Consider the following 25,926-nt stretch of genomic DNA (forward strand, 5'->3'; position numbering starts at 1 on the left):
TCCCAAGCGAGAAGGACCAGATGCCTCCGGGCCTCTGGTCCTTTTTGTTTGTCCGCCAGCTGCCGCTACTGTGCCGCGATGTGGACGACACCTTCTCCCACCGGGCTCGCCTGCAGGCGGGCTACGTCGGCGGCGCGGCGTGCCAGCACCGCACCCTGGTTGACATAGCCCTTGTCCGTGATCTCGCCGCTGTCCGGGTCGGGGGGCTGCACCATCACCAAGGCGCGCGTCGGGCACTGCGACGAGCCCGCGCCGGACTGGCGCCGTGCCTGCATGGCACCGAGCAAGGCATCGGCCAGCCGCGCAGGGTCTGCCGCCCCGGCAGCAGAGGGAAACACCAGCATGCCCACTTCGTCGTGGTTGTGGCCAGTGAGCACGATGTCCTGCACCAGAGGCGCCAGTTGCGAGATCAGCTCGATGCGCAGCGTGCCCACCGACACCCAGCTGCCGCTGGACAGCTTGAAGTCTTCGGCCACCCGGCCGTTGAACACCACGCCCTGCTCGGGCCGCTCGGCATCCACCAGATACCCCGCATCGCCGATACGGTAGAAGCCTTCTTCATCAAACGCCGGCGCGGTGTCGCGCGGGGCGTTGCGGTAACCGCAGAACACCGACACCCCCTTTACCCGCATCTCTAGCTTGCTGCCGTTGGGTACCAGCTTGAGCTCCAGTCCCGGCAACGGTGCGCCAATGCAGCCCGCACCGTCGAGCCCCCAGTGTGCGGTCGTCACGGCGGGAGCGGTTTCAGTGGCGCCCCACGACGTGGTCAGCCACAGCGGCTGCGCAGGGCGCACGCGCCGGGCCACGGCCTGCAGGCGCTGCCAAGTGGAAGGAGCCAGCGCCGCCGCAGCATAAAACGCAAGCCGCATGCGCGAGAACACCTCGGCAGCCAGCGTGTCGTCGGCCTCCAGCAGCGGCAGCAGCATGTCGAACCCGCGCGGCACGTTGAACAGCATGGTGGGCTTGACGTCGCGAAGGTTGCGCACGGTCTTCTCGATCAGGCCGGGCACGGGCCGTCCTTCGTCGATGTAGAGCGTGCCACCGTGGCACAGCACCGTGTTCAGGTTGTGGTTGCCACCGAAGGTGTGGCTCCATGGCAGCCAGTCCACCAGCACGGGCTTTTCACGCTCCAGAAAGCGCCAGGTCTGCGCCATCATCTTCTGGTTGGCACACAGCATGCGGTGCGTATTGATGACCACCTTGGGCCTGCCAGTGGAGCCGGAGGTGAGCAGGTATTTGGCATGGTCGTCCGGCAGCAGCGCCTCAAAGGCCTGCCGCACGGCCGGGGTTTCACGACCTGCCTGCAGCTGCGCAAGCGGCAGACTGCCGGGGCAGGCGTGCGCATTGCGGCTGAACACTTTCACCACCCCGTCCACGCCGGCCAGCGCGCGCGCATACACCGCAGCGTCCGACGCGTACACCAGGCTGGGCTGCAAGGCGGCCAGCATGCTGTGCAGCCGGCTCGGGTCGCTGGAGCGCGCATAGGCGCTGGACAGCGAACAGGGCGTGATCCCCACGTGCATGGCGGCCAGCATGAGCACGGCATGGTCCAACGCGTTGTCCGACACGATGGCAATGGGCTGGCCCGCTGGCAATTGCAGATCAAGCAGCGACTGGGCCACGGCGCCCAGCTGGGCGCGCAACTCTGCATAACTCAGGCCGCGCCAGCGCTCGCCCTGTTCGTCACGTTCGGCCAGCGCCAGCGTGTGGGGCGTTTCTCGCACCCAGCGCTCCAGCCAGTCGCCAATGCAGCGGGCATAGGGACGCAGGGCCATGGGCGAACGCAGGGTGAAGGAGCCATCGTCGAACCGCGTGAGCACGGTGCGCGGTGGCGCGATCTGGGTCTCATCGTCAAGAAAAGCGGGGTGCATGGAGATTCTCGTGGGATGGGTGAATGCTGGGCCGGTGTGCCCGGCACACAAATACGGGCGAGAGCGCAAGCGCTCCACTCAGTCCAGCGCGCTGGACTGGCGTTTGGCCTGCAGCAAGCCAGTCAACAGGGCATCTCTTGCCTGGGTTATGTCTTGTGTGGTGCGGTCTCCCAGTGCGTGCGCAACGCCTTCGATCACCTGGCGCTGCAGGGCGGCGTCCATGGACGGGTTGCCCAGGTCTCGCCACCAGTCTTCAATGGGGCCGCCGAGGTGGGCAAGCAGGTGTTCGATTCCGCCCTCGCCGCCAGACAGATGGAGGTTCATGAACGGTCCCATCAGCGCCCAGCGAGGCCCCGGGCCATGGGCCATGGCGGCGTCCACATCGGCCACGCTGGCCACGCCTTCGCGGACCAGATGAAACGCTTCACGCCACAGGGCTGCCTGCAATCGGTTAGCAATGTGGCCCTTGATCTCGCGCCGCACGTGGATGGGCCGCTTGCCCAGGGCCGTGTAGAACGCCATGGCATCGGCCACCGCCTCGGGGGGGGTCTGCTGGCCACCGCCCACCTCCACCAGCGGAATGAGGTGTGGTGGATTGAAGGGATGGCCGAGCACCACTCGCTGCGGGTTGCGGCAGGCGCGCTGTATGGCGGTGATGGGCAAGCCCGAAGTGCTGGACGCGAGCACGGCGCGGGCGGGAGCCGCCGCATCCATGCGGGCAAACAGGTTCACCTTGGCCTCCAGCTTTTCGGGCCCGCTCTCCTGCACAAAGTCGGCGTGCTCCACGGCGGCCTCCAGTTGTGCATGAAAGCGCAGGCGCTCCGTGCTGGCGCCTGGTGCCAGGCCTTGCTGAACCAGGGCGGGCCAGTGGGCCTGCACCGCGTTCCGCAGGCGCTGTTCCGCCCCGGGCGAAGGATCGGTCGCGTCCACCTCCAAACCCCGCGCCAGGAACAGCGCAGCCCAACTGGCGCCGATCACCCCCGTGGCCACCACGGCCACACGCTCAAAGTTCAAAGCCATGGCCGATCCTCAGGATTCGGCCGTGAAGCCCACCTTCTTCACCAGCGGACCCCAGCGCTCGAACTCGGCTTGCTGCGATGCCGCCATCTCGGCCGCAGTGGAGCCTTTCGCGATCAAGCCCACCACGGCCAAGCTGTCGATCACCGATTTTTCCTTGATCGCGGCGTTGATGGCTGCGTTGGCGGCCGCCACCACTTGCGCAGGCGTGCGGGCCGGGGCGTAGAAGCCGAACCACTCCTCGGTGGTCAGCTCCGGAAACCCTTGCTCGGCAAAGGTCGCAACCTCCGGCGAGAACGGCGAGCGTGCGCTGCCCGACGTGGCCAGCAGGCGCAGCTTTCCGGCCTTGTGGTTGGGGATGAAGTCGCCGCTGGGCGTGACCATGGATGCGATCTGGCCGCCCACCACATCGGTCACGCCCGGTATGGAGCCCCGGTATGGCACATGCTTGAGGTCCACACCGTTGTTCAGCCCCAGCAGCGCGCCGATGAAGTGCGGCGTGGAGCCCGCTGCAGGTGAGCCGTAATTGGCCTGGCCAGGGTTGGCTTTGGCCCACGCCAGAAAGTCCTTCACCGTTTTGACCGACGCGGGCACCAGCGGACCCACCGCCAGTCCATGGTGCATGACGGCGGCGATGGACACCGGTATGAAGTCTTTGACCGGGTCGTAGCTCAGCTTGCTGTAGATGTGCGGGTAAATCGACGTGCACGAGAAAGGCGACAGCGTCAGCACGCTGCCATCCATGGCCGAGCCCTTGAGGGATTCGAGTGCGATGCGCCCGCCCGCGCCGGGCCTGTTCTCGACCACGGCCGCATTGCGCGTGTAGGCCGATCCCGCGAGCTTCTCGCCCACACGGCGCGCCACGCTGTCCCCTGCGCTGCCGGCCGGAAAGCCGTAGAAGATCTTCACCTGTTCGATTGCCGGCGCCTGCGCCCAGGCGGTGAGCGGTACCAGCGGCGCGAGGGCACCTGCCATGGCGGCTCCCGCAGTGTGGCCCATGAACTGGCGGCGTGTCGGTGTCATCAACATCATGTGTCTCCTCTTTGGGGATGGTGAGCAGAAGGCGTCTGCCGTTTCAACGGTCTCTCGGGTGCACCGCGGCCCTTCGGGTTTCACGGCCCGCCGCGCGCTATTTACACAGCACTGCAACGGGTCCTTTTCACACCTGCACGCTGGTGGAAAATGACGCAGGTCATTATTTTTTTTGCGCCTGGCGACTCAGTCATCGCGATGACATTTGCACTCAGGGTATACGCGGGCCTTGCACCGCGCAGCCCTCCGGGCGGGAGAACTTTTTCACCATGCTGGTCACACCGGGCTCCGCCACCCTTTCCGATCTGCTGGGCACCTCTGCCTGGTTTCCGGCGCTGGACGCGGCGGCGCAGCAGCGGGTGCTTGACGATCTGCGCGAGGTGCATGTGCCGCAGGGCGCCGGCCTGTGCCACCGCGGCGAGGCGCCCGTGCACTGGTACGGCGCGATCGAAGGTTTGCTCAAGTGGAGCGTGACGTCGGACGACGGCCGGTCCGTCACGCTGGGCGGCTTGTCGGCGGGCAGTTGGTTTGGCGAAGGCACGCTGCTGCGGGGCGTGCCCCGCACGGCCGACATCATTGCGCTGCGCCCCAGCCGTGTGGCCCTGCTCCCGCTGGAGACCTTTGAGTGGCTGCACGCCACGCAGCGCAGTTTCGACCACTTCCTGCTGCGGCAGATCAACGAGCGCCTGCACTGGTTTCTGGGCAACTTCACGGCGCACCACCTGCTGGATACCGACAGCCAGGTCACGCGTGCGCTGGCGGGGCTGTTCCACCCCTGGCTGCACCCGGGCAGCGACCCCCACCTGCAGGTGTCGCAAGAGGAAATCGCCAACCTGTCTGGCGTGTCGCGCCAGCGCTGCAACGCGGCACTCAAGCGGCTGGAGGCACAGGGAATCCTGCAGATTCAGTACGGCGGCATCACCGTGACGGACCTGCAGACCTTGCGCGCACGCGTAGAGTGAGTGATTCCGCGCACAGCACTGCCAGACGCCCTCAACACGCAGCGTGCATCAACGGCGCGGGTCGCTGTTCTTTAGGACAAAGTCCACCGTTTCTGCCACCACCGTACCACCCTGCTCGCGGTGCGGCGAATGCCCGCAGTGCGGCAGCTCCATCAGGCGCGTGCCCGGCACACGCTGCGCAATGCCTCGGATTTGCGCGAGCGTGCCATATACATCGTCCAGCCCTTGTATAGCCAGCACGGGCACGCGGATGGCGCTGATCTCGGCCTCGATGCTCCACGACCGGAAGGCCGGGTCCAGCCAGATGCGGTTCCAGCCCCAGAAGGCAGAGTCCGAGCTGTCGTGGTAGCGGCCAAGGCGGGCGGGCAGATCGGTCTGCAGATAGGCGGTGCGGGCCTGTTCGATGTTGTGGATCGTTACTTCTTCTACCAGGATGTGCGGAGCCAGCAACACCAGACCGCGCACCCGCTGCGGGAACCGTGCCGCAAACAGCAGGGCAATCGACGCCCCATCGCTGTGGCCGAACAGCCAAGGAGCTTCGGTGATGCCCAGCGCCTCCAGCAGGGCCGGCAGCACCTCGTACGCCTGCCGGTGCATGAAATCCGTGCCCCAGGCCTCGCCCTCTTCGCGAGGTGTGGACCGGCCGTAGCCGGGCCGCGAGAACACCAGGCCGCGGAACCCGCCGGCATCGCACAGCTGGCGGGGAAAGTCCTTCCACATGGCCACCGAGCCCAAACCTTCGTGCAGGAACACCACCAGCGGCGCCTCCGCGCGCTCGGGTGCTATCCACTGCGTCTCGATCTGCACCGCGCGGCCCCGCCATACGATCGGCACCCGCTGCGATGCAGCCTCAAGGGTTCCGGCGCTCATGCCTGGCGCTCCAGCTCGCGCAACCGAAAGCGCTGGATCTTGCCCGTCGCGGTCTTGGGCAGGTCGTCCACAAACGCGATGAGGCGCGGGTATTTGTAGGGCGCCAGGCGCTCCTTCACAAAGCCTTTGAGATCGTCCTCCGATGCCGAATGGCCGGGCTTGAGTACGACAAAGGCCTTCGTCTTGGTGAGCCCCTCGGCATCCTGCGTGCCGATCACCGCCGCCTCCAGCACGGCGGGGTGCTGCATCAGCGTGGCCTCCACCTCGAAGGGCGACACGTAGATGCCGCTGACCTTGAGCATGTCGTCACTGCGGCCCGCATAGGTGTAGTAGCCCTCGGCGTCGCGCACGTACTTGTCGCCGCTTTTGGTCCAGCCGCCCTGGAAGGTGTCGCGCGTCTTTTCGCGGTTGTTCCAGTACATCAGCGCGGCGCTGGGGCCACGGATGTAGAGGTCGCCGATCTCTCCGTCCGCCACGGCGCGGCCGTCCTCGCCGCGCAGTTCGATCTCGTAGCCTGGCACCGGCTTGCCAGTGCTGCCGTAGCGCACGTCGCCAGGGCGGTTGGACAAAAAGATGTGCAGCATTTCGGTGGACCCGATGCCGTCGATGATCTCGCAGCCATAGTGCGCCTCAAAGCGCCTGGCGATATCCGCAGGCAGCGCTTCGCCGGCAGACGAGCACATGCGCAGCGCCACCGCGTCGCGCGGGGGCAGGCGCGGCGATGCCAGCATGCCCGCAAAGCCCGTGGGCGCACCGAAGAACACTGTGGGTTGATGCTCTTGCCAGCGCGCAAAGGTCGCATCGGGCGTAGGGCGCTCCGCCATCAGCACCACCGTGGCGCCCACCGACAGGGGGAATGTGAGCGCATTGCCCAAGCCATACGCAAAGTAGAGCTTTGCAGCGGAAAAGCAGGTGTCCTGCTCGTCCAACCCCAGCACCGGCTTGCCATACAGCTCGGCCGTCCACCACAGGTTGGCATGTGTGTGCACCGTGCCCTTGGGCTTGCCGGTGGACCCTGAGGAGTAGAGCCAGAAGCCCGGGTCGTCCGGCGCAGTGGCCGCCGCGGGGGGCGCCTGGGGCGCGTGGGCCAGCGCCTCGGCCATGTCGCGGGCGCCTGCGGGCAAGTTCTGGGTGCCCGGCTGGGACACCAGCAGCGTGTGCACTTCATGCGGCGCCCTGCCCATGGCGTCACACAGCACGGGAAGCAACGCCCCCGACACCAGCGCCGCCTGTGCGCGGCTGTGGCCCAGCATGTAGGCGTAGTCGTCTGCCGTCAGCAGCGTGTTCACGGCCACGGGCACCACCCCGGCGTACAGGCACCCGAGGAATGCCACGGGCCAGTCGTTGGTGTCCAGCATCAGCAGCAGCACCCGCTCCTCTCGGCGCACGCCTGCTGCGGCCAGTGCGGCCGCCATCTGCTGCGCGCGCGTTTGCAGCTCGCCGTAGCCCATGCGTCCGTGGTCGTCGATGTAGGCGGTCTTGGCCGCACGGTGCCGGTTCAGGTCGAACAGGTGCTGCGCAAAGTTGAAGCGCTCGGGCAGGGCAGGCATGGGTGTGTCTCCGTCTTTGGATGTTCAGGTCGCCGGGCAGCCAGCATGGAGTCGGCCAATGCCGTGTCTTCGCCGGAACGCGTCTGCCCGCACGTGGCTGCGCAGCTGGCAAGAAGGTCGGGGGTCATCTGCGGCCTTAGCGAGCGCGTAAGTGTCGAACCACGGAGGTGTCAGCGCGTAAAGGTGATCTGCCCCTCGGGCAACAGGTAAAGCACCAGCGCACGGCCCCGGGCCACCGTTGGGCTGTGAGCGCTACCTGGCGGGTACACGCACCAGCCTGCAGGGTGGCCATCGAATTGCGCGTCGCCTTCCAGCGGCATGATCAGGTCGATCTCTCCCTGCGGATGGGTGTGGTGTGGCCCCGCGATGTCGCGCATGTCCACCACGTCCACAGAGAACCGCTGCAGCGCGTCCTCCGGCCGGAAGACACGACCGTAGCGGATGCCGCCACCTTCGCGGTTGCACAGCCATCCTTCTTCCATGCCCTGCAAGCAGGCCGCCTTGAGCGCCCGGTACGAAACCGAGGAGGGGCCGTGTGCTTTGTTCAGCCAGTCGGCCAACGCATCATCCAGCGGGCGCCCGGCCAACTGTGCGGTCAGATCCGCCAGGGCGTCGTGGAATGCCGCTTGTGTGCTCATGGCAATCTCCTGCGAATAGGCTGCGGCACTGGAAGATGCACCGTTTGATCTGGAAACTTGCGCGCTGATGCGATGTGCAGTATTTTGCATTTGTATAAACCATAGTTTTTCAGCACCCGCATGTCAAGCACTATAGTGCATGTTTTTTGTCGCACGGTATCGAGACCGGCAGCACGTGGACAATGGCACCCCGCAAACAAGGATGGGTATGAACCAACAGGATGACGCCGGCACGCTGGCATCCCCCGCGCTTGTCGGGGAGGCCGCCCCGGGCATGGCCGACGAGGCCAAGAACCCCGTGCTCGTGGCACTGGGTGAGCGTGTGCGCAATCTGCGTGCGCAGCGCGGCCTGACGCGCAAGGCCGTGGCGCTGGCGGCCGATGTGTCCGAGCGTCACCTTGCCAACCTGGAATATGGCACCGGCAACGCGTCCATCCTGGTGTTGCAGCAGGTGGCCGCCGCCCTGCACTGCTCGCTGGCCGAGCTGGTAGGCGACTTCACCACACGCTCGCCCGAATGGCTGCTCATTCGCGAACTGCTGGAACACCGCAGTGAGGCCGATTTGCGACGCGCGCGCCTGGCCCTGCACGAGCTGTTGAGCGGTGGCGCGCACGACACCGCGCGCCACCGGCGCATTGCGCTGGTGGGGCTGCGGGGCGCGGGCAAGTCCACGCTGGGCCCCCTGCTGGCGCGCCAGTTGGATGTGCCCTTCATCGAGCTGAGCCGCGAGATCGAAACCCTGGCGGGCTGCAGCGTGCGGGAGATCCACGACCTGTATGGCACCACCGCCTACCGACGCTACGAGCGCCGCGCGCTGGAGGAGATTGTCCAGATCCACAGCGAGGTCGTGATCGCCACGCCCGGCGGCATCGTGTCAGACCCGGCAACCTTCAACGAACTGCTGACCCACTGCACCACCGTCTGGCTGCGCGCCGCGCCTGAGGAACACATGGGCCGCGTCGTGGCCCAGGGCGACATGCGCCCCATGGCCGCGAGCAAGGAGGCCATGGACGACCTGCGCCGCATCCTGGACGGCCGCGCGGCGTTTTATTCCAAGGCCGACATCACGGTAGACACCTCCGGCCAATCGCCGGAGCAAAGCCTCCAGACGCTGCTTGCCCGTGTTCGGGCATCGATGGCCCTGCCCGCCTGAGGCACCACCGGTTACCCGCCCCTCTCCCCGTTCTCCCAAGCGCTCCCACCGCGGGACTCTCAGCGCCCGCACTGTTCTCAGGCAAGTCTTCATGCACTAGGGTGCATTGACTTACTGGCAAATACGCATCATGATGCACATCATCACCCATTGACATGCATTATTATTCATGTTTACTACAGAATGGAGCCTCCGCTGATGACCGACACCCCTCTTGCCCCGGCACGCGTTGACTACCGAACCGACCCTGCGCAATACCGCCACTGGAAGCTGACCGTGGACGGCCCGGTGGCCCGCCTTGCGCTCGACATCGCCGAAGACGGAGGCATCCGGCCCGGCTACAAGCTCAAGCTCAACAGCTATGACCTGGGCGTGGACATTGAACTGCACGACGCCCTCAACCGCATCCGCTTCGAGCACCCGCAGGTACGCTCGGTCATCATCACCAGTGCCCGTGACCGCATCTTCTGCTCGGGCGCCAACATCTTTATGCTGGGTGTCTCCAGCCACGCTTGGAAGGTGAACTTTTGCAAGTTCACCAATGAGACGCGCAACGGCATCGAGGATTCGTCCAGGCACTCCGGCATCAAGTTCGTGGCCGCAGTCAACGGCGCCTGCGCAGGCGGCGGCTATGAGCTGGCCCTGGCCTGCGACGAGATCGTGCTGGTGGACGACCGCTCGTCGGCCGTGTCTTTGCCCGAAGTGCCGCTTTTGGGCGTGTTGCCTGGCACGGGTGGCCTGACGCGCGTGACCGACAAGCGCCATGTGCGCCACGACCTGGCCGACATTTTCTGCACCAGTGTGGAAGGCGTGCGCGGCCAGCGCGCGGTGGACTGGCGCCTGGTGGACCGCATTGCCAAGCCCGCGCAGTTTGCCGCCGTGGTGAACGAATCCGCAGCACGCCTGGCCGGAGGCAGCCCCCGCCCCACCCATGCGCAGGGCATCGCGCTGACCCGTGTGGAACGCGAGGAATCGGCAGACAGTCTGCGCTACGACTATGTAGCCGTAGACATCGACCGCACCCGCCGAACCGCCACGCTCACGCTGAAGGCCCCCACCGACGCGCAACCCACAGACCTCGCCAGCCTCGAGGCCGCTGATGCCGCCTGGTGGCCCCTGGCCCTGGCGCGCCAGCTGGACGACGCCATCCTGAACCTGCGCACCAACGAACTCGACATCGGCACCTGGCTGCTCAAGACCGAAGGCGACGCCCAGGCCGTGCTGGCCAGCGACGCCACGCTGCTGGCGCACCAGGACCATTGGCTGGTGCGCGAAACCATCGGCGCACTGCGCCGCACCCTCGCGCGGCTGGACGTCTCCTCGCGCAGCCTGTTTGCACTGGTGGAACCCGGCTCGGCCTTTGCCGGGTCGCTGGCGGAACTGGCCTTTGCGGCCGACCGCACCTATATGCTGGCGCTGCCGGACGACGCGGACCGCGCGCCGCGCCTCACGCTCAACGAATTCAATTTCGGCCTGCTGCCCATGGTCAATGACCAAAGCCGCTTGCAGCGCCGCTTCTACGAAGAAGCCGCACCGCTCGAAGCCGCGCGTGCGGCCGCCGGCAAGGCGCTGGACGCCGACGCGGCGCTGGCGCTGGGTTTGGTAACGGCCGCCCCGGACGACATCGACTGGGACGACGAGATCCGCATCGCCATCGAGGAGCGCGCCGCCATGTCGCCCGACTCGCTCACCGGGCTGGAGGCCAATCTGCGCTTTGCCAGCAAGGAAAACATGAACACCCGCATCTTTGGCCGCCTGACCGCCTGGCAAAACTGGATCTTCAACCGCCCCAACGCCGTGGGCGACAAGGGCGCGCTCAAGGTCTACGGCACCGGCCAGAAAGCCGGCTTCGATTTGAATCGGGTGTAGCCCCCTGAGTCGCCCGCGGCGCCTTCCCCCCTCAGGGGACGACGCCCTCGGTGCGGGGCGGCCCTTGCTCGGCGTCTCTCGCCCAGACCGTGCCAGTTGCGGGAGGCGTGGGTTGCAAGCAGCACCAATGGATCACTGAATTCCCATTCCAAGGAGACCTCCATGAGCACGATCAACTACAGCGAGAAGATCCCCAACAACGTCAACCTGGGAGAAGACCGCACCTTGCAGCGCGCGCTTGAAGGATGGCAGCCCAACTTCATCAACTGGTGGGACGACGTGGGCCCCGAGGGATCGACCAACCACGAGGTCTACCTGCGCACCGCCGTGAGCGTGGACCCCAACGGCTGGGCGCAGTTCGGCCACGTCAAGATGCGCGACTACCGCTGGGGCATCTTCCTCAACCCCGGCGACACCAACCGTGAAATCCACTTTGGCGACCACAAGGGCGAGAAGGCATGGCAGGACGTGCCCGGCGAGCACCGCGCCAACCTGCGCCGCATCATCGTGACGCAGGGCGACACCGAGCCCGCGTCGGTGGAGCAGCAGCGCCACCTGGGCCTCACGGCGCCCAGCATGTACGACCTGCGCAACCTGTTCCAGATCAACGTGGAGGAAGGCCGCCATCTGTGGGCCATGGTCTACCTGCTGCACAAGCACTTCGGCCGCGACGGGCGCGAAGAGGCCGAGGCGCTGCTGCAGCGCCAGTCCGGCGACGTGGACAACCCGCGCATCCTGGGCGCCTTCAACGAGAAGACGCCCGACTGGCTGGCGTTCTTCATGTTCACCTACTTCACCGACCGCGATGGCAAGTTCCAGCTCTCGGCCCTGGCCGAAAGCGCGTTCGACCCGCTGGCGCGCACCACCAAGTTCATGCTGACCGAAGAGGCGCACCACATGTTCGTGGGCGAAAGCGGCATCTCGCGCGTGCTGTCGCGCACCGCGCAGGTGATGAATGACCTCAAGACCGACGACCCCGCCCAGGTGCGCGCAGCCGGCGCCATCGACCTGCCCACCATCCAGCGCTACCTGAACTTCCACTACAGCGTGACCATCGACCTGTTCGGCGCCGACCAGTCGAGCAACGCCGCGACCTTCTATAGCTCCGGGCTCAAGGGCCGGTATGAAGAAGGCAAACGCGACGACGACCACATCCTCAAGGGCCAGACCTACAAGGTGCTGGAGGTCAAGGACGGGCAGCTGCTGGAGAAGGAAGTGCCCATGCTCAACGCGCTCAACGAGGTGCTGCGCGACGACTTCATCAAGGACTCCATGGCCGGTGTGGGCCGCTGGAACAAGGTGCTGGAAAAAGCCGGCGTGCCCACACGCCTGGCCGTTCCGCACAAGGCCTTCAACCGCCAGATCGGCGCCCTCGCAGGCATCAAGATGTCGCCCGACGGGCGCGTGGTGAGCGAGGCGGAATGGACCGCACGCAAGGCCGAATGGCTGCCCACGCCGGAGGACTTTGCGTTTGTGGCCTCGCTCATGGGCCGCGTGGTGGAGCCCGGCAAGTTTGCAGGCTGGATTGCACCGCCGGTGATGGGCATCAACCGCCAGCCGATCGACTTCGAGTACGTCAGATTCAATTGAGCCCCCTGAGCCGCCGCGCGGTGTCCCTCGTCCCAGCCCGCGGCAGCGCCAGAGGCCGCTCCTGTGTATGACGGGTGACCTTTTGAAGAAAAACATGGATACCACCACCACGCTGATCGACAACGGCATCCTGAAGCAGCACCTGATCGACCCCGAGATCTGCATCCGCTGCAACACCTGCGAGGCGACCTGCCCGGTGGGCGCCATCACGCACGACGACAACAACTATGTCGTGCGCGCCGACGTGTGCAATGGCTGCATGGCCTGCATCGCGCCCTGCCCCACGGGCTCCATTGACAACTGGCGCAGCGTGCCCGTGGCACGGGCCTATTCGGTGGAAGAGCAACTAGGCTGGGAAGCTCTGCCGGCAGAACTTCCGCCCGAACAGTGGGGTACTGCAGACAGCGCCCACTCCGGCAGCGCGGCCACCGCCGTGCAGGCGGCGCCCGCCCCGGTGCCTGCAGAGCCCGGCACGCAGACCTTCCGCTCGGCGCAATACGGTGCCACGGTGCCACCATGGTCGGCCGCGCACCCCTACACCAACCTCTTTGGCCCTGCAAAGCCGACCACAGCCACCGTGGTGGGCAATTTCAATTGCACCGAGGCAGGCTTTGACAGCCAGACCCACCACGTGGTGCTGGACTTCGGCAGCATGCCGTTTCCGGTGCTGGAGGGCCAGTCCATCGGCATCATTCCGCCCGGCACCGACGCTCTGGGCAAGGCGCACCATGCACGGCAGTATTCGGTGGCCAGCCCGCGCAACGGCGAGCGCCCGGGCTACAACAATCTGGCTCTCACCGTGAAGCGCGTGACGCAGGACTACGACGGCCACCCGGTGCGCGGCATTGCCTCCAACTACGTGTGCGATTTGAAGGTGGGCGACCAGGTGCAGGTGATCGGCCCCTTCGGCAGCTCGTTCCTCATGCCCAACCACCCGCGCTCGCACATCGTGATGATCTGCACTGGCACAGGCAGCGCCCCCATGCGCGCGATGACCGAGTGGCGCAGGCGCCTGCGCAGCAGCGGCAAGTTCGAGGGCGGCAAGCTCATGTTGTTCTTTGGTGCGCGCACCCAGCAAGAGCTTCCCTACTTCGGCCCACTGCAAAGCCTGCCCAAGGATTTCATCGACATCAACCTGGCCTTCTCGCGCACGCCCGGCCAGCCCAAGCGCTATGTGCAGGACCTGATGCGCGAGCGCGCGGCCGACCTGCTGGCACTGCTGCGCGACGGCAGCAGCCATTTCTACGTATGCGGCCTCAAGGGCATGGAGGAAGGCGTGGTGATGGCACTGCGCGACATTGCGCAGGACGCCGGGCTGGACTGGGAGACGCTGGGTGCCGCCCTCAAGCGTGAGGGGCGGCTGCACCTGGAGACGTACTGAAGAGATCCGGCACGCGGGCAGCCCGCCTACCGCGCAAGCGGCACCGCCGCAGCCCCGTACGGCGAAAAGCCGCTCTGGTTCTCGTCCACCGCCAGCGCGCGCCCCACAAACGGAAACGCGCGCTGCGGGCAGCCCTCGCGCTCGCACACCTTGCAGCCCATGCCGATGGGGGTCGCGGCCTCCGGGTCGCTCAGGTCCAGGCCTTTGGCATAGACCAGCCGGCTGGCATGGCGCACGTCGCAACCCAGGCCGATGGAGAACACCTTGCGCGGCGCGCCATAGCCGCGGGATGAGCTTCCGACCACTGTGCGCGCAATCCACAGGTAGGCACGACCATCCGGCATGCGCGCCAGTTGCGGCAGGATGCGCTCGGGCTGCGCAAAGGCTTCGTACACGTTCCACAGCGGGCAGGTGCCGCCCGTCCGGCTGAAGTGGAAATGGGTGGCCGACTGGCGTTTGGAGATGTTGCCCGCGCGGTCCACCCGCACAAAGAAAAACGGCACGCCCGGCGCGCTCGGCCGCTGCAGCGTGCTCAGCCGGTGGCACACCGTCTCGAAGCCCACGCCAAAGCGCTGGCCCAGCAGGTCGATGTCGTAGCGCAAGGCCTCGGCCGCTTGCAGAAAGGCTGTGTACGGCAGCAGCAGCGCACCGGCAAAGTAGTTGGCCAGCCCGATGCGCGCGAGCTGGAGCGTGGGAGCATCGTGCGCAAACGGCGAGGCCTGCGTGAGGGCGTTGATGTGCGCATCGGCCTCCAGCAGCGCCAGTTGCGTGGCCAGCTGAAACGCCAGCTGGCCCGCATCCAGCGTGCGGGCAAGGTGCAGAGTGCGGGTGTGCGGGTCGTACTGACGCTTGGCGGCCTGCGCGCCTTCGGTGGGCTGCAGTTGCACGCCGTGCCGCGCCTGCAGGCGCGCCTCGATCCATCCCCCCATCGCGGCACCTTGCAGGCCTGCCTCTGCCGCCAGCGCCTCGGCCGCGCGGTCCAGAAGGTCGAAGTGGTTCTGGTGCGCAAAGAAAAAATCGCGCACCGCCTCGAAAGGCATCACGCGCGGCACGACGGCGTCTGAGCGGTCATCGCCTACGCGCAGGGCCATGGCCTCCAGTTGCGCAGTGGCCTCCATGTTGCGGCGATACAGCGCCACGATGGCGCGGCCCAGGCCGGGCATCTGCGCCGCCACCTCCTGCAACTCGGGCAGCGACACCGGCTCGGCCGCGTCGGCCAACGCCTCGCGCATGCCGGCAATCAGGCGGGCCTCTTCGTCTTCGGAGAACTGCTGGATGTCCACCCCCAGCGCGCGGTTGAGCTTGAGCAGCACGCTCACCGTGAGCGGCCGCTGGTTCTGCTCCACCTGGTTGAGGTAGCTGGGTGATATGCCCAGCGCCTGCGCCAGCGCGATCTGCGACATGCCGCGCTCGGCCCGCAGGCGGCGCAATTTCACGCCCATGAAAGTCTTTCTTGCCACCCTGGGGCCTCCTTTGCCCGATGTTGTTGCGCCACACGGCAGCGCATGACAACTTCGCAAAATTCGCAGTTTGCGCGCATGCCATTCGCACAAATTCGCCTTTTCAGTGCTGTTGCACGCCTCGCATTTTGCGTAAATTGCGAAGCATGACAACACCGCCCGGAACCACGGAACTGCATGAACTTGTGCTGCCCGCGCATGCCAACCACCACGGCACGCTGTTTGCGGGCCAGGGGCTGCAGTGGATGGCGAAGGCGGCCTTTTTGGCAGCCCGCAGCTTCGCGCAGCGCGAGGTGGTGATGGCCGGCGTGACGGGCGTGGACTTTTTGGCGCCCGTGCCGGTGGGGTACCAGCTGGTCCTGCGCGGCTGGGTCAGCCGTGCGGGCCGCAGTTCCATGACCGTGTGCGTCACTGGCCTGGCCGACAGGCCCGATGTGCCTGCCGAGGAAGTTGTCAAAGCGGTGTTTGAGATGGTGGCGGTGGATGCCGCAGGCCGTCCCGTCGCCATCGGCCGTTCTTACCTGCACAAGGAGTCCACTCCATGACCACCAACCTGAGCCACGCTGTCGCCCCCGAAGCTGCGACCGCGGCCTTCAAGCCCAAGAAATCCGTCGCCCTCTCAGGCGTGACTGCGGGCACCACCGCACTGTGCACCGTGGGCCGCACCGGCAACGATCTGCACTACCGCGGCTACGACATCCTGGACATGGCCGAGGTCTGCGAGTTTGAGGAAATCGCCCACCTGCTGGTGCACGGCAAGCTGCCCACCCGCGCCGAACTCAGGGCCTACAAGCACAAGCTGCGTGCCATGCGCGGGCTGCCCGCCAGCGTGAAGGAGGCGCTGGAGCACCTGCCCGCCAGCGCGCACCCCATGGACGTGATGCGCACCGGTGTCTCGGCACTGGGCTGCATCCTGCCCGAGAAGGACGACCACAACCTGGCAGGTAGCCGCGACATTGCCGACCGCCTGATGGCCAGCCTGGGCAGCATGCTGCTGTACTGGTACCACTGGAGCACGCAGGGCAAGCGCATCGCGGTGGAGACCGACGATGACTCCATCGGCGGCCACTTCCTGCACCTGCTGCATGGCGAGAAGCCCAGCGACGAATGGGTGCGCGCCATGCACACGTCGCTCAATCTGTATGCCGAGCACGAGTTCAACGCCAGCACGTTCACGGCCCGCGTCATTGCCGGCACGGGCAGCGACATGTACTCGAGCATTGCGGGCGCCATCGGCGCGCTGCGCGGGCCTAAACACGGCGGTGCCAACGAGGTGGCTTTCGAGATCCAGAAACGCTACGACACGCCCGACCAGGCCGAGGCCGACATCCGCCGCCGCGTGGAGGCCAGGGAGGTGGTGATCGGCTTCGGCCACCCGGTGTACACGGTGAGCGACCCGCGCAACGTCGTCATCAAGGGCGTGGCCAGGCGGCTGTCTGAAACGGCAGGCTCGACCAAGATGTTCGACATTGCCGAGCGGCTGGAAACGGTGATGTGGGACGTGAAGAAGATGTTTCCCAACCTCGACTGGTTCAGCGCGGTGAGCTACCACATGATGGGCGTTCCCACCGCCATGTTTACGCCCCTGTTCGTGATTGCGCGCACCAGCGGCTGGGCCGCGCACGTGGTGGAGCAGCGGCTGGACAACAAGATCATCCGCCCCAGCGCCGAGTACACGGGGCCGGAGGACCAGATGTTTGTGCCCATCGACCAGCGCAGCTAGCACTGATTCAAAAATCATAGCTGCCAGCGCTTGCCATCAAAGGGTTTCAAGCCATTTTTATTTGAAATCCTTCAACAGCAAGCGCTACCAGCTATCAAAACAATAGTAGAAGCCCTGCGACATGACGAACACTGCTCACCGCAAACCCCTTGCTGGCACCCCGCTGCACTACTTCGACGCCCGCGAGGCGGTGGACGCGCTGCAGCCCGGCGCCTGGGCCCGCTTGCCGTACACCGCCCGCGTGCATGCCGAGAACCTGGTGCGCCGCGCCGACCCCGCTCTGCTGGATGCTTACCTGCGCCAGCTCATCGAACGCAAACGCGACCTCGACTTTCCCTGGTACCCCGTGCGCGTGGTGTGCCACGACATCCTGGGCCAGACGGCGCTGGTGGACCTGGCGGGCCTGCGCGATGCGATTGCGAAGGAAGGCGGCGACCCGGCCGCCGTGAACCCGGTGGTGCCGGTGCAGCTGGTGGTGGACCATTCGCTGGCCGTGGAGTGCGGCGGTTTTGACCCCGACGCCTTTGCCAAGAACCGCGCCATTGAAGACCGCCGCAACGAAGACCGCTTTCACTTCATCGAGTGGACGAAGAAAGCGTTCACCAACGTTGAGGTGATCCCGGCGGGGAACGGGATCATGCACCAGATCAACCTGGAGAAGATGTCGCCCGTGGTCTGCGTGGAGGATGGCGTGGCGTTCCCCGACACCTGCGTGGGCACCGACAGCCACACGCCCCATGTGGATGCGCTGGGCGTGATCGCCGTGGGCGTGGGCGGGCTGGAAGCCGAGAATGTGATGCTGGGCCGCGCCAGCTGGATGCGCCTGCCGGACATTGTGGGCGTGGAGCTGACGGGCCAGCGCCAAAGCGGCATCACGGCCACAGACATCGCCCTGGCGCTGACGGAGTTTCTGCGCAAAGAGAAGGTCGTGGGCGCGTACGTAGAGTTCTTTGGCGAGGGCGCAGACAGCCTCTCGATTGGCGACCGCGCCACCATCAGCAACATGTGCCCCGAATACGGCGCCACCGCCGCGCTGTTCTACATCGACACGCAAACCACCGACTACCTGCGCCTGACCGACCGCGCACCTGAGCAGGTGCGACTGGTGGAGACCTATGCCCGCGCCGCAGGCCTGTGGGCCGACACGCTGCGCGAGGTGCAGTACGAGCGTGTGCAGCGTTTTGACCTGGGCGGCGTGGTGCGCAGCATGGCCGGCCCCAGCAACCCGCACCGCCGCCTGCCCACCACGGCACTGGCCGAGCGCGGCATTGCCGCCCCCTGGGTGCAAGAGCCCGGCCGCATGCCCGATGGGGCCGTCATCATTGCGGCCATCACCAGTTGCACCAACACCAGCAACCCGCGCAACGTGATTGCCGCCGCGCTGCTGGCGCGCAACGCCCGCCGCCTGGGCCTCACGCGCAAACCGTGGGTCAAGACCTCGCTGGCGCCGGGCTCCAAGGCGGTGGAGCTGTATTTGAAAGAGGCCGGCCTGCTGGCCGACCTGGAGGCGCTGGGCTTTGGCATCGTCGCCTTTGCCTGCACCACCTGCAACGGCATGAGCGGTGCGCTTGACCCCGCCATCCAGCAGGAGATCATCGACCGCAACCTGTACGCCACGGCCGTGCTCTCGGGCAACCGCAACTTTGACGGGCGCATCCACCCGTACGCCCAGCAGGCTTTTCTGGCCAGCCCGCCGCTGGTGGTGGCCTATGCGATTGCGGGCACGGTGCGCTTTGACATCGAGAACGACACCTTTGCCGTGGTGGATGGCCAGCCCGTGCGGCTGAAGGACCTGTGGCCCAGCGATGAAGAGATCGACGCCATCGTCGCCCAGGCCGTCAAGCCCGCGCAGTTCCGCGCCGTGTACGGGCCCATGTTCGCCATTCGCCAAGACGACGGCGAGGCCGTGAGTCCGCAGTACGCCTGGCGCCCCCAGTCCACCTACATCCGTCGCCCACCGTATTGGGACACCGAAGGTGTGGGCGCGCTGGCAGCCCGTGCCCGCACGCTGAAGGGCATGCGTCCGCTGGCCCTGCTGGGCGACAACATCACCACCGACCACCTCTCGCCGTCCAACGCCATCCAGGCTGGCAGTGCAGCGGGCGAGTACCTGGCCCGGATGGGCCTGCCCGAAGAGGACTTCAACTCGTATGCCACGCACCGCGGCGACCACCTGACGGCCATGCGCGCCACGTTTGCCAACCCGCAGCTCGTCAACGAGATGGCCGTGGTGGACGGGCGCGTGCAGACAGGTTCGCTCGCGCGCATCGAACCTGAGGGCCGCGTGGCGCGCATGTGGGAGGCCATCGAGACGTACCTGCACCGCCGACAGCCGCTCATCGTCATTGCCGGCGCCGACTACGGCCAGGGATCCAGCCGCGACTGGGCCGCCAAAGGCGTGCGGCTGGCGGGGGTGGAGGCGGTGGTGGCCGAGGGGTTCGAGCGCATCCACCGCACCAACCTGATCGGCATGGGCGTACTGCCGCTGGAGTTTGCGCCGGGGGTGAGCCGCCTCACGCTGCAGCTCGACGGCACAGAGACCTACGACGTGGACGGCGCATGGGCGCCGGGTGCCACCGTCACGCTCGTCATTCGCCGCAAGCAAGGCGAGGTCAACCGCGTGGCCGTGGCTTGCCGGCTGGACACGGCGGAGGAGGTGTCGGTGTATGAGGCAGGCGGAGTGCTGCAGCGGTTTGCGCAGGATTTTCTGGCCCGGAAAATTTAAGCAAAAATAGGCCTCAGCGCTTATCCATAAAGCGCTGCAAGCTATCAATTCAGAAGCATATTCATGACAGACCCACGGCCTCCCCAGGTTCGGATCCCAGCCACCTACCTGCGCGGCGGCACCAGCAAGGGCGTGTTCTTTCACCTACCCGACCTGCCCCCCGCCGCGCAGCAACCGGGCCCCGCGCGCGACGCCCTGCTGCTGCGCGTGCTGGGCAGCCCCGACCCCTACGGCAAGCAGATCGACGGCATGGGCAATGCCTCGTCCAGCACCAGCAAGGCCGTCATCCTGAGCCGCAGCACACGCCCGGGGCACGATGTGGACTACCTCTTCGCGCAGATCAGCATCGACCAGCCCCTGGTGGACTGGAGCGGCAACTGCGGCAACCTCTCGGCCGCCGTGGGGCCGTGCGCCATTCACCTGGGGCTGATCGACGCAGCGCGCATCCCCAATAACGGCGTGTGCACCGTGCGCATCTGGCAGGCCAATACGGCCAAAACCATCGTGGCGCACGTGCCCATCCGCAATGGGCAGGTGCAAGAGACGGGTGACTTTGAGCTGGACGGCGTGGCCTTCCCCGCTGCCGAGGTGCCCCTCGAATTTCTGGACCCGGCGGAGGACGGCGAGGACGGCGGCGCGATGTTCCCCACCGGCAACGTGGTCGATACGCTGGAGGTGCCGGGGGTGGGCCGATTCCAGGCGACCCTGATCAACGCAGGCATTCCCACCCTGTTCCTCAACGCCCGCGACCTGGGCTACACCGGCACGGAGCTGCAGAGCGACATCAACGAGGACCCTGCGGCGCTGGCCCGGCTGGAAAGCATCCGCGCCTGGGGCGCCCTGAAGATGGGCCTGATCCGCGACGTGGCCGAGGCTGCCACGCGCCAGCACACGCCCAAGATCGCGTGGGTGGCGCCACCTGCGGCCTACACCGCGTCCAGCGGCCGGGCCGTGCACGCGGGCGATGTGGACCTGCTGGTGCGCGCCCTGTCGATGGGCAAGCTCCACCACGCCATGATGGGCACGGCGGCTGTGGCGATTGGCACGGCAGCGGCAGTGCCCGGCACGCTGGTCAACCTGGCTGCGGGCGGCGGCGTGCGCAACGTAATACGCTTTGGCCACCCCTCCGGCACGCTGCGGGTGGGGGCCGAGGCGGTGCAGGTCCATGGCCAGTGGACGGTGACCAGGGCGCTGATGAGCCGCAGCGCGCGCATCCTGATGGAAGGCTGGGTGCGGGTGCCGGACGATCTGGCATGACGCCCCGACACTAATACTCCTGATTTGATAGCTACTAGCGCTTGTCTAGAGAGCGCTAGAGGCACTTTTTATTGAAACTTCAATCTCCATGTCCACCCGCAAGCAACTCAAGCAACTCGTCGAAGCCCGCAATGGCCTGCTCGTACCCGGCGCCTTCAACGCCCTGTCCGCCAGGGTGATTGCCGACCTCGGATTTCAGGCCCTGTACGTGACTGGCGCGGGCGTCACCAACATGTGGTTTGGCATGCCCGACCAGGGCTTTATGGGCTTGCACGAAATAGCCGACCACACCGCCCGCATCCGCGATGCGGTGGAGCTGCCGCTGATCGTGGACGCCGACACCGGCTTTGGCAATGCACTCAACGTCTACCACACGGTGCGCACGCTGGAGCGCGCAGGCGCCGACTGCATCCAGCTGGAGGATCAGGTCGCGCCCAAGCGCTGTGGGCACTTTGCGGGCAAGGAGGTCATCAGCACCGAAGAGGCCGTCAGCAAGATCAAGGCCGCAGTGGATGCGCGGTGCGACCCGGACCTGCTCATCCTGGCGCGCACCGACGCCGCCGCCACCCACGGCTTTGAGGCGGCCGTGGAGCGCGCGCAGAGATTTGCCGAAGCCGGGGCCGACATTCTCTTCGTGGAGGCCGTCACCCACGCCGAAGAGGTGCGCACCCTGCCCCTGCGCCTGTCCACGCCCCAGCTCATGAACATGGTGATCGGCGGCAAGACACCCCTGTTCAACGCGGACCAGCTGGGCGAGCTGGGCTACGGCATCGTGCTGTACGCCAACGCCGCGCTGCAAGGCGCAGTGATGGGCATGCAGAACGCATTGACCACGCTGCGCGACGCCAAGGAAGTGCGTGAAGACAGCGGCCTGGTCACCCCCTTTGCCGAGCGGCAGCGCCTGGTGGACAAGCCGCGGTGGGATGCGCTGGAGCAGCGCTACCGCTGAAGCGGGCGGGCAGCGGGCGCGTCTGGTATGGTCCCCGCCATGCCGAATCCGCCCAATCCGCACGGCCTGCCCGATACGCACCACACCACGCCGGTGCCCAGCGCCCGGCGTGGTGTGCGCGCGCTGTACGCAGCGGCCGGGTGTGCGTCGCTGGCGCTGGGCGTGCTCGGCGTGTTCCTCCCCGGCCTGCCCACTACACCCTTCGTGCTGCTGGCTGCCGCGTGTTTTGCCAAGGCCTCGCCCCGGCTGCACGCCTGGCTGCTGGCCCACCGCCTGTTTGGACCCATGGTGCGCGACTGGGAAACCCACCGCAGCCTCACGCCCCGCACCAAGGCCCTGGCGGTGGGCTCCATGTCGGTGATGGTGGCCGTGTCGGCCCTGTGGGGTCTGGCCGGCCGCCCGCTGGCGCAGGCCGCCGTGGTGGCAGCCGGTGCCGTCGGGGCCATCGTGGTGCTGCGCATTCCCACCCGGCGCTGACCTGCCTGGGCGCACCGTTGCACGCAGGCCCGCGCGGGCCGCTCGCTGTCCATCAGACGGCCGCGCCGCGGGCCAGCTCCACAAACGCGCGCAGGTAGTCAATGTCCACGTCAGCCTCGCGCGCGCCCAGGTGGATCTGCTTGGCAATGCCCTGGCGGCCCAGCTTGACGGGCACCACGCCCATCTTCCCGGCATATTCCATCGCCAGCCAGCGCGGCAGCGCCGCCACGCCGCGGCCACTGGCCACCATCTGCAGCATGATGTCCGTGGTCTCGATCGTCTTGTGCCGGCGCGGCGCAATGCCGGCAGGCGCCAGGAACTGGGTGTACACATCCAGCCGCTCGGGGCTGACGGGGTAGGTGATCAGCGTCTCGCGCGTGAGCTGAGCGGGCTTCACATAAGCCTGCTGCGCCAGCGGGTGGCCGCTGGCCACCACCAGCACCTGCTCGTAGTCAAACACGGGCTCGAAACGCAGGCCGGGCTTGTACAGCGGGTCAGGCGTGACAAGCAGGTCGATCTCGTACCCGAACAGCGCACCAATGCCGCCAAACTGGAATTTCTGCTTCACGTCCACATCCACATCCGGCCAGCTGGCCAGGTAGGGCGAGACGATCTTCAGCAGCCACTGGTAGCAGGGGTGGCATTCCATGCCGATGCGCAGCGTGCCGCGCTCGCCCTGCGCAAACTGGCGCAGTTGGCTTTCCGCCAAGTCCAGCTGGGGCAGCACGCGGCCCGCCACCGCAAGCAGGTACTGCCCGGCCTGCGTCAACCGCAGGCTGCGGCCCTCGCGCAGCCAGATGTCGGTGCCCAGCTGCTGCTCCAGCTTCTTCATGCTGTGGCTCAGAGCCGACTGCGTGACACAGAGCACATCGGCCGCGGCGGTCAGTGAGCCCTGCTTTTCGACTTCATGAACGATGGCGAGGTGTACGCGTTCCAGCATGCTTTGAATGAGCAAAACTCATTGATCCGTGAAATAAGACCATTTTACTTCATGCATCTGGTTGCCTACGATCGCGCCTCGTTGCTAACCCATCCACCGCTTTGACCGCGATCCCATCATGACCATCACACTGCACAACCTTGGCTTTCCCCGCATCGGCGCACGTCGCGAACTCAAGTTCGCGCTGGAGTCGTATTGGAGGGGCGACACCCCGCGCGACGCGCTGCAAGCGGTGGGCGCGCACCTGCGGCAACAACACTGGGCAGACCAGCGCGGCCTGGACTTGGTGCCCGTGGGCGACTTTGCGTTCTATGACCAGGTGCTGGACATGAGCTTCACGCTGGGCAACCTGCCCGAGCGCGTGCAAGGCTTTCCCGGCCACCCGCTGGACAACTACTTCCGCGTGGCGCGCGGGCGATCTGCCCAGCGCGCGCACGACCACGGCAGCGACTGCTGCGGCGGCGTGGCCGCTGGCGAGATGACCAAGTGGTTCGACACCAACTACCACTACATCGTGCCCGAGCTCACGGCGGCCACGCAGTTCACACTGGACGCGTCCCGCCTGCTGGAACAGCTGGCCGAAGCCCGGGCCCAGGGCGTGCCCGCCAAGCCGGTGCTGATCGGCCCCGTGACCTACCTGCACATCTCCAAGGCCAAGGACGGGTCGGACAAACTGGCCCTGCTGCCGCGCCTGCTGGTGGCCTACACCGCGCTGCTGGACACGCTGGCGGCACACGGCGTGGTGTGGGTGCAAGTGGACGAGCCGGTGCTGGTGACCGAGCTGGATGCCGACTGGCAATACGCCTTCACGACCGCATACCACCAGCTCAAGACTGCGAAGGTCAAGCTGCTGCTGGCCACCTACTTCGGCCAGCTGCAAGAGAACGCGTACCTGGCCGCCAACCTGCCCGTGGCCGGCCTGCACATCGACGCGGTGAACGACCGCGACGGCGTGCTGCCCCTGCTCAACCTGCTGCCCGCGCACAAGGTGCTGTCGCTGGGCGTCATCAACGGCCGCAACATCTGGAAGACCGACCTGACCGCCGTGCTGGACTGGCTGGAGCCCCTGGCCGAGCGCCTGGGTGACCGGCTGTGGATTGCGCCGTCATGCTCGTTGCTGCACGTGCCGGTGGACTTGGCGCAGGAGCAGGCGCTGGATCCCGAAGTCAAAAACTGGCTGGCCTTTGCACTGCAAAAGCTGGACGAACTGCGCGTGCTGGGCCGGGCCCTGAACGAGGGCCGCGATGCCGTGCACCAGGAACTGGCCGCCAACCAGGCAGCGCTGGCCGCACGCCGCAACTCGCCACGCGTGCACAACCCCACCGTGCAAGCTGCTGTGGCCCGCATCGCCCCGCACTTCGGCCTGCGTGAAAGCCCGTACGCCCGCCGTGCACCGCTGCAAGCAGCCCACCTGCAGCTGCCGGTCTATCCCACCACCACCATCGGCTCGTTTCCGCAAACTGGCGAGATCCGCCGTGCGCGCAGCGAATACAAGGCAGGCCGGCTTGAAGAAGCCGGCTACCACGCTGCCATGCGCGCCGAGATCGAACGCAGCGTGCGCGAGCAGGAAGCGCTGGGCCTGGACGTACTGGTGCACGGAGAAGCCGAGCGCAACGACATGGTCGAATACTTTGGCGAGCAGCTGGAAGGCTACGCCTTCAGCCAGTTCGGCTGGGTGCAGTCCTACGGCTCGCGCTGCGTGAAGCCGCCCATCCTGTTCGGCGACATCCACCGCCCCCGCGCGATGACGGTGGACTGGATCGCCTACGCACAGTCGCTCACACGCAAGCCGATGAAGGGCATGTTGACCGGCCCCGTCACCCTGCTGAACTGGTCCTTTGTGCGCGACGACCAGCCGCGCGCGGCGTCCTGCAAGCAGCTGGCCCTGGCCATCCGCCAAGAGGTGCTGGACCTGGAAGCGGCCGGCGTGCGCGTGATCCAGATCGACGAAGCTGCCCTGCGCGAAGGCCTGCCGCTGCGCCGCGCGCAGTGGGCCGACTACCTCGGCTGGGCCGTGGAGTCCTTCCGCATCACCGCCAACGGCGTGCGCGACACCACCCAGATCCACACCCACATGTGCTACTCGGAGTTCAACGACATCCTGGACGCCATCGCCCGCATGGACGCCGATGTGATCACCATCGAAACCTCGCGCTCGGACATGGAACTGCTGGATGCGTTTGAGCACTTCCAGTACCCCAACGAGATCGGCCCCGGCGTGTACGACATCCACTCGCCCAACATTCCCAGCGAAAGCCACATCGTGCAGCTGATGCAAAAAGCCGCCGAACGCATCCCTGCCGAACGCCTGTGGGTGAACCCCGACTGCGGCCTCAAGACCCGCCAGTGGGCCGAAGTGCTGCCCGCGCTGCGCAACATGGTGGCTGCGGCGCAGCAGTTGCGGGCGGCGGCCTGAGCGCTACTCCACCGTCACGCTCTTGGCAATGCCTGATTCGGTTGTG

20 protein-coding genes are annotated in these 25,926 nt (G+C 66.7%); 12 read left to right on the forward strand and 8 right to left on the reverse strand.

Annotated elements, in window-relative coordinates; translation table 11 throughout:
• Nucleotides 1-65 precede the first annotated feature (65 nt).
• The 3 genes from ACK4HJ_RS01915 to ACK4HJ_RS01925 all read right to left on the reverse strand — a co-directional run bounded on the left by ACK4HJ_RS01915 (nt 66) and on the right by ACK4HJ_RS01925 (nt 3,911).
• The gene (locus ACK4HJ_RS01915; RefSeq protein ID WP_409827184.1) at nt 66-1,871 is read right to left on the reverse strand and encodes a feruloyl-CoA synthase; all 1,806 of its coding nucleotides are present in this window, start codon (nt 1,869-1,871) and stop codon (nt 66-68) included.
• A gap of 78 nt (nt 1,872-1,949) precedes the next feature.
• On the reverse strand, nt 1,950-2,891 hold the full coding sequence (locus ACK4HJ_RS01920) for a 3-hydroxyacyl-CoA dehydrogenase NAD-binding domain-containing protein (protein ID WP_409827186.1): 942 nt from the start codon (nt 2,889-2,891) through the stop codon (nt 1,950-1,952).
• Between the two features lie 9 nt (nt 2,892-2,900).
• Complete coding sequence (locus tag ACK4HJ_RS01925) at nt 2,901-3,911, reverse strand: Bug family tripartite tricarboxylate transporter substrate binding protein (RefSeq protein ID WP_409827392.1); 1,011 nt, start codon at nt 3,909-3,911, stop codon at nt 2,901-2,903.
• 278 nt (nt 3,912-4,189) lie between these two features.
• Between ACK4HJ_RS01925 and ACK4HJ_RS01930 the strand changes: the two genes are divergently transcribed.
• On the forward strand, nt 4,190-4,882 hold the full coding sequence (locus ACK4HJ_RS01930; RefSeq protein ID WP_409827188.1) for a Crp/Fnr family transcriptional regulator: 693 nt from the start codon (nt 4,190-4,192) through the stop codon (nt 4,880-4,882).
• A 48-nt stretch (nt 4,883-4,930) separates the two neighbouring features.
• Here the strand turns inward: ACK4HJ_RS01930 and ACK4HJ_RS01935 are convergent, their stop codons facing one another.
• From ACK4HJ_RS01935 to ACK4HJ_RS01945, 3 genes are all read right to left on the reverse strand, one after another.
• Nucleotides 4,931-5,752 (reverse strand): alpha/beta fold hydrolase, encoded by an 822-nt coding sequence (locus ACK4HJ_RS01935; RefSeq protein ID WP_409827190.1) that lies wholly within the window; start codon nt 5,750-5,752, stop codon nt 4,931-4,933.
• Nucleotides 5,749-7,302, reverse strand: coding sequence for a benzoate-CoA ligase family protein (locus ACK4HJ_RS01940; RefSeq protein ID WP_409827192.1), 1,554 nt, complete (start codon nt 7,300-7,302; stop codon nt 5,749-5,751). The genes ACK4HJ_RS01935 and ACK4HJ_RS01940 overlap by 4 nt, the downstream gene beginning before the upstream one ends.
• A 170-nt stretch (nt 7,303-7,472) precedes the next feature.
• Complete coding sequence (locus ACK4HJ_RS01945) at nt 7,473-7,940, reverse strand: DUF4863 family protein (protein ID WP_409827194.1); 468 nt, start codon at nt 7,938-7,940, stop codon at nt 7,473-7,475.
• Nucleotides 7,941-8,148: 208 nt separating this feature from the next.
• Between ACK4HJ_RS01945 and ACK4HJ_RS01950 the strand changes: the two genes are divergently transcribed.
• The 4 genes from ACK4HJ_RS01950 (at nt 8,149) to boxA (ending at nt 13,933) form a co-directional block, all read left to right on the forward strand.
• Nucleotides 8,149-9,093, forward strand: a complete 945-nt coding sequence (locus ACK4HJ_RS01950; protein WP_409827196.1) for a helix-turn-helix transcriptional regulator — start codon at nt 8,149-8,151, stop codon at nt 9,091-9,093.
• A 198-nt stretch (nt 9,094-9,291) separates the two neighbouring features.
• Nucleotides 9,292-10,962, forward strand: a complete 1,671-nt coding sequence (boxC, locus tag ACK4HJ_RS01955) for a 2,3-epoxybenzoyl-CoA dihydrolase (protein ID WP_409827197.1) — start codon at nt 9,292-9,294, stop codon at nt 10,960-10,962.
• Between the two features lie 162 nt (nt 10,963-11,124).
• Nucleotides 11,125-12,552, forward strand: a complete 1,428-nt coding sequence (gene boxB / locus ACK4HJ_RS01960) for a benzoyl-CoA 2,3-epoxidase subunit BoxB (protein ID WP_409827199.1) — start codon at nt 11,125-11,127, stop codon at nt 12,550-12,552.
• Nucleotides 12,553-12,646: 94 nt separating this feature from the next.
• Nucleotides 12,647-13,933: a benzoyl-CoA 2,3-epoxidase subunit BoxA gene (gene boxA / locus ACK4HJ_RS01965; RefSeq protein ID WP_409827201.1), complete on the forward strand. Its 1,287-nt coding sequence runs from the start codon at nt 12,647-12,649 to the stop codon at nt 13,931-13,933.
• Between the two features lie 26 nt (nt 13,934-13,959).
• On the opposite strand, the gene ACK4HJ_RS01970 is transcribed toward boxA, so the two are convergent.
• Nucleotides 13,960-15,375, reverse strand: a complete 1,416-nt coding sequence (locus ACK4HJ_RS01970; protein WP_409827202.1) for a short-chain fatty acyl-CoA regulator family protein — start codon at nt 15,373-15,375, stop codon at nt 13,960-13,962.
• Nucleotides 15,376-15,539: 164 nt separating this feature from the next.
• Between ACK4HJ_RS01970 and ACK4HJ_RS01975 the strand changes: the two genes are divergently transcribed.
• From ACK4HJ_RS01975 to ACK4HJ_RS02000, 6 genes are all read left to right on the forward strand, one after another.
• Nucleotides 15,540-15,938, forward strand: a complete 399-nt coding sequence (locus ACK4HJ_RS01975; RefSeq protein WP_409827204.1) for an acyl-CoA thioesterase — start codon at nt 15,540-15,542, stop codon at nt 15,936-15,938.
• Nucleotides 15,935-17,116: a 2-methylcitrate synthase gene (prpC, locus tag ACK4HJ_RS01980; RefSeq protein ID WP_409827206.1), complete on the forward strand. Its 1,182-nt coding sequence runs from the start codon at nt 15,935-15,937 to the stop codon at nt 17,114-17,116. The genes ACK4HJ_RS01975 and prpC overlap by 4 nt, the downstream gene beginning before the upstream one ends.
• A gap of 121 nt (nt 17,117-17,237) precedes the next feature.
• Complete coding sequence (gene acnD / locus ACK4HJ_RS01985; RefSeq protein ID WP_409827208.1) at nt 17,238-19,841, forward strand: Fe/S-dependent 2-methylisocitrate dehydratase AcnD; 2,604 nt, start codon at nt 17,238-17,240, stop codon at nt 19,839-19,841.
• Nucleotides 19,842-19,904: 63 nt separating this feature from the next.
• The gene (gene prpF, locus ACK4HJ_RS01990) at nt 19,905-21,098 is read left to right on the forward strand and encodes a 2-methylaconitate cis-trans isomerase PrpF (RefSeq protein ID WP_409827210.1); all 1,194 of its coding nucleotides are present in this window, start codon (nt 19,905-19,907) and stop codon (nt 21,096-21,098) included.
• A gap of 88 nt (nt 21,099-21,186) precedes the next feature.
• A complete protein-coding gene (locus tag ACK4HJ_RS01995; RefSeq protein ID WP_409827212.1) occupies nt 21,187-22,047 on the forward strand; it encodes an oxaloacetate decarboxylase in 861 nt (286 codons plus the stop codon).
• Nucleotides 22,048-22,086: 39 nt separating this feature from the next.
• Nucleotides 22,087-22,524, forward strand: coding sequence for a YbaN family protein (locus tag ACK4HJ_RS02000; RefSeq protein WP_409827214.1), 438 nt, complete (start codon nt 22,087-22,089; stop codon nt 22,522-22,524).
• A 52-nt stretch (nt 22,525-22,576) separates the two neighbouring features.
• Here ACK4HJ_RS02000 and ACK4HJ_RS02005 read toward each other — a convergent pair whose 3' ends face one another.
• A complete protein-coding gene (locus ACK4HJ_RS02005) occupies nt 22,577-23,464 on the reverse strand; it encodes a LysR family transcriptional regulator (protein WP_409827215.1) in 888 nt (295 codons plus the stop codon).
• A gap of 118 nt (nt 23,465-23,582) precedes the next feature.
• Here ACK4HJ_RS02005 and metE point away from each other — a divergent pair, with 118 nt between their 5' ends.
• On the forward strand, nt 23,583-25,880 hold the full coding sequence (gene metE / locus ACK4HJ_RS02010; RefSeq protein ID WP_409827217.1) for a 5-methyltetrahydropteroyltriglutamate--homocysteine S-methyltransferase: 2,298 nt from the start codon (nt 23,583-23,585) through the stop codon (nt 25,878-25,880).
• Nucleotides 25,881-25,926: the final 46 nt, after the last annotated feature.

The organism is Acidovorax sp. (genome assembly GCF_046294525.1).
GTDB lineage: Bacteria > Pseudomonadota > Gammaproteobacteria > Burkholderiales > Burkholderiaceae_C > Acidovorax.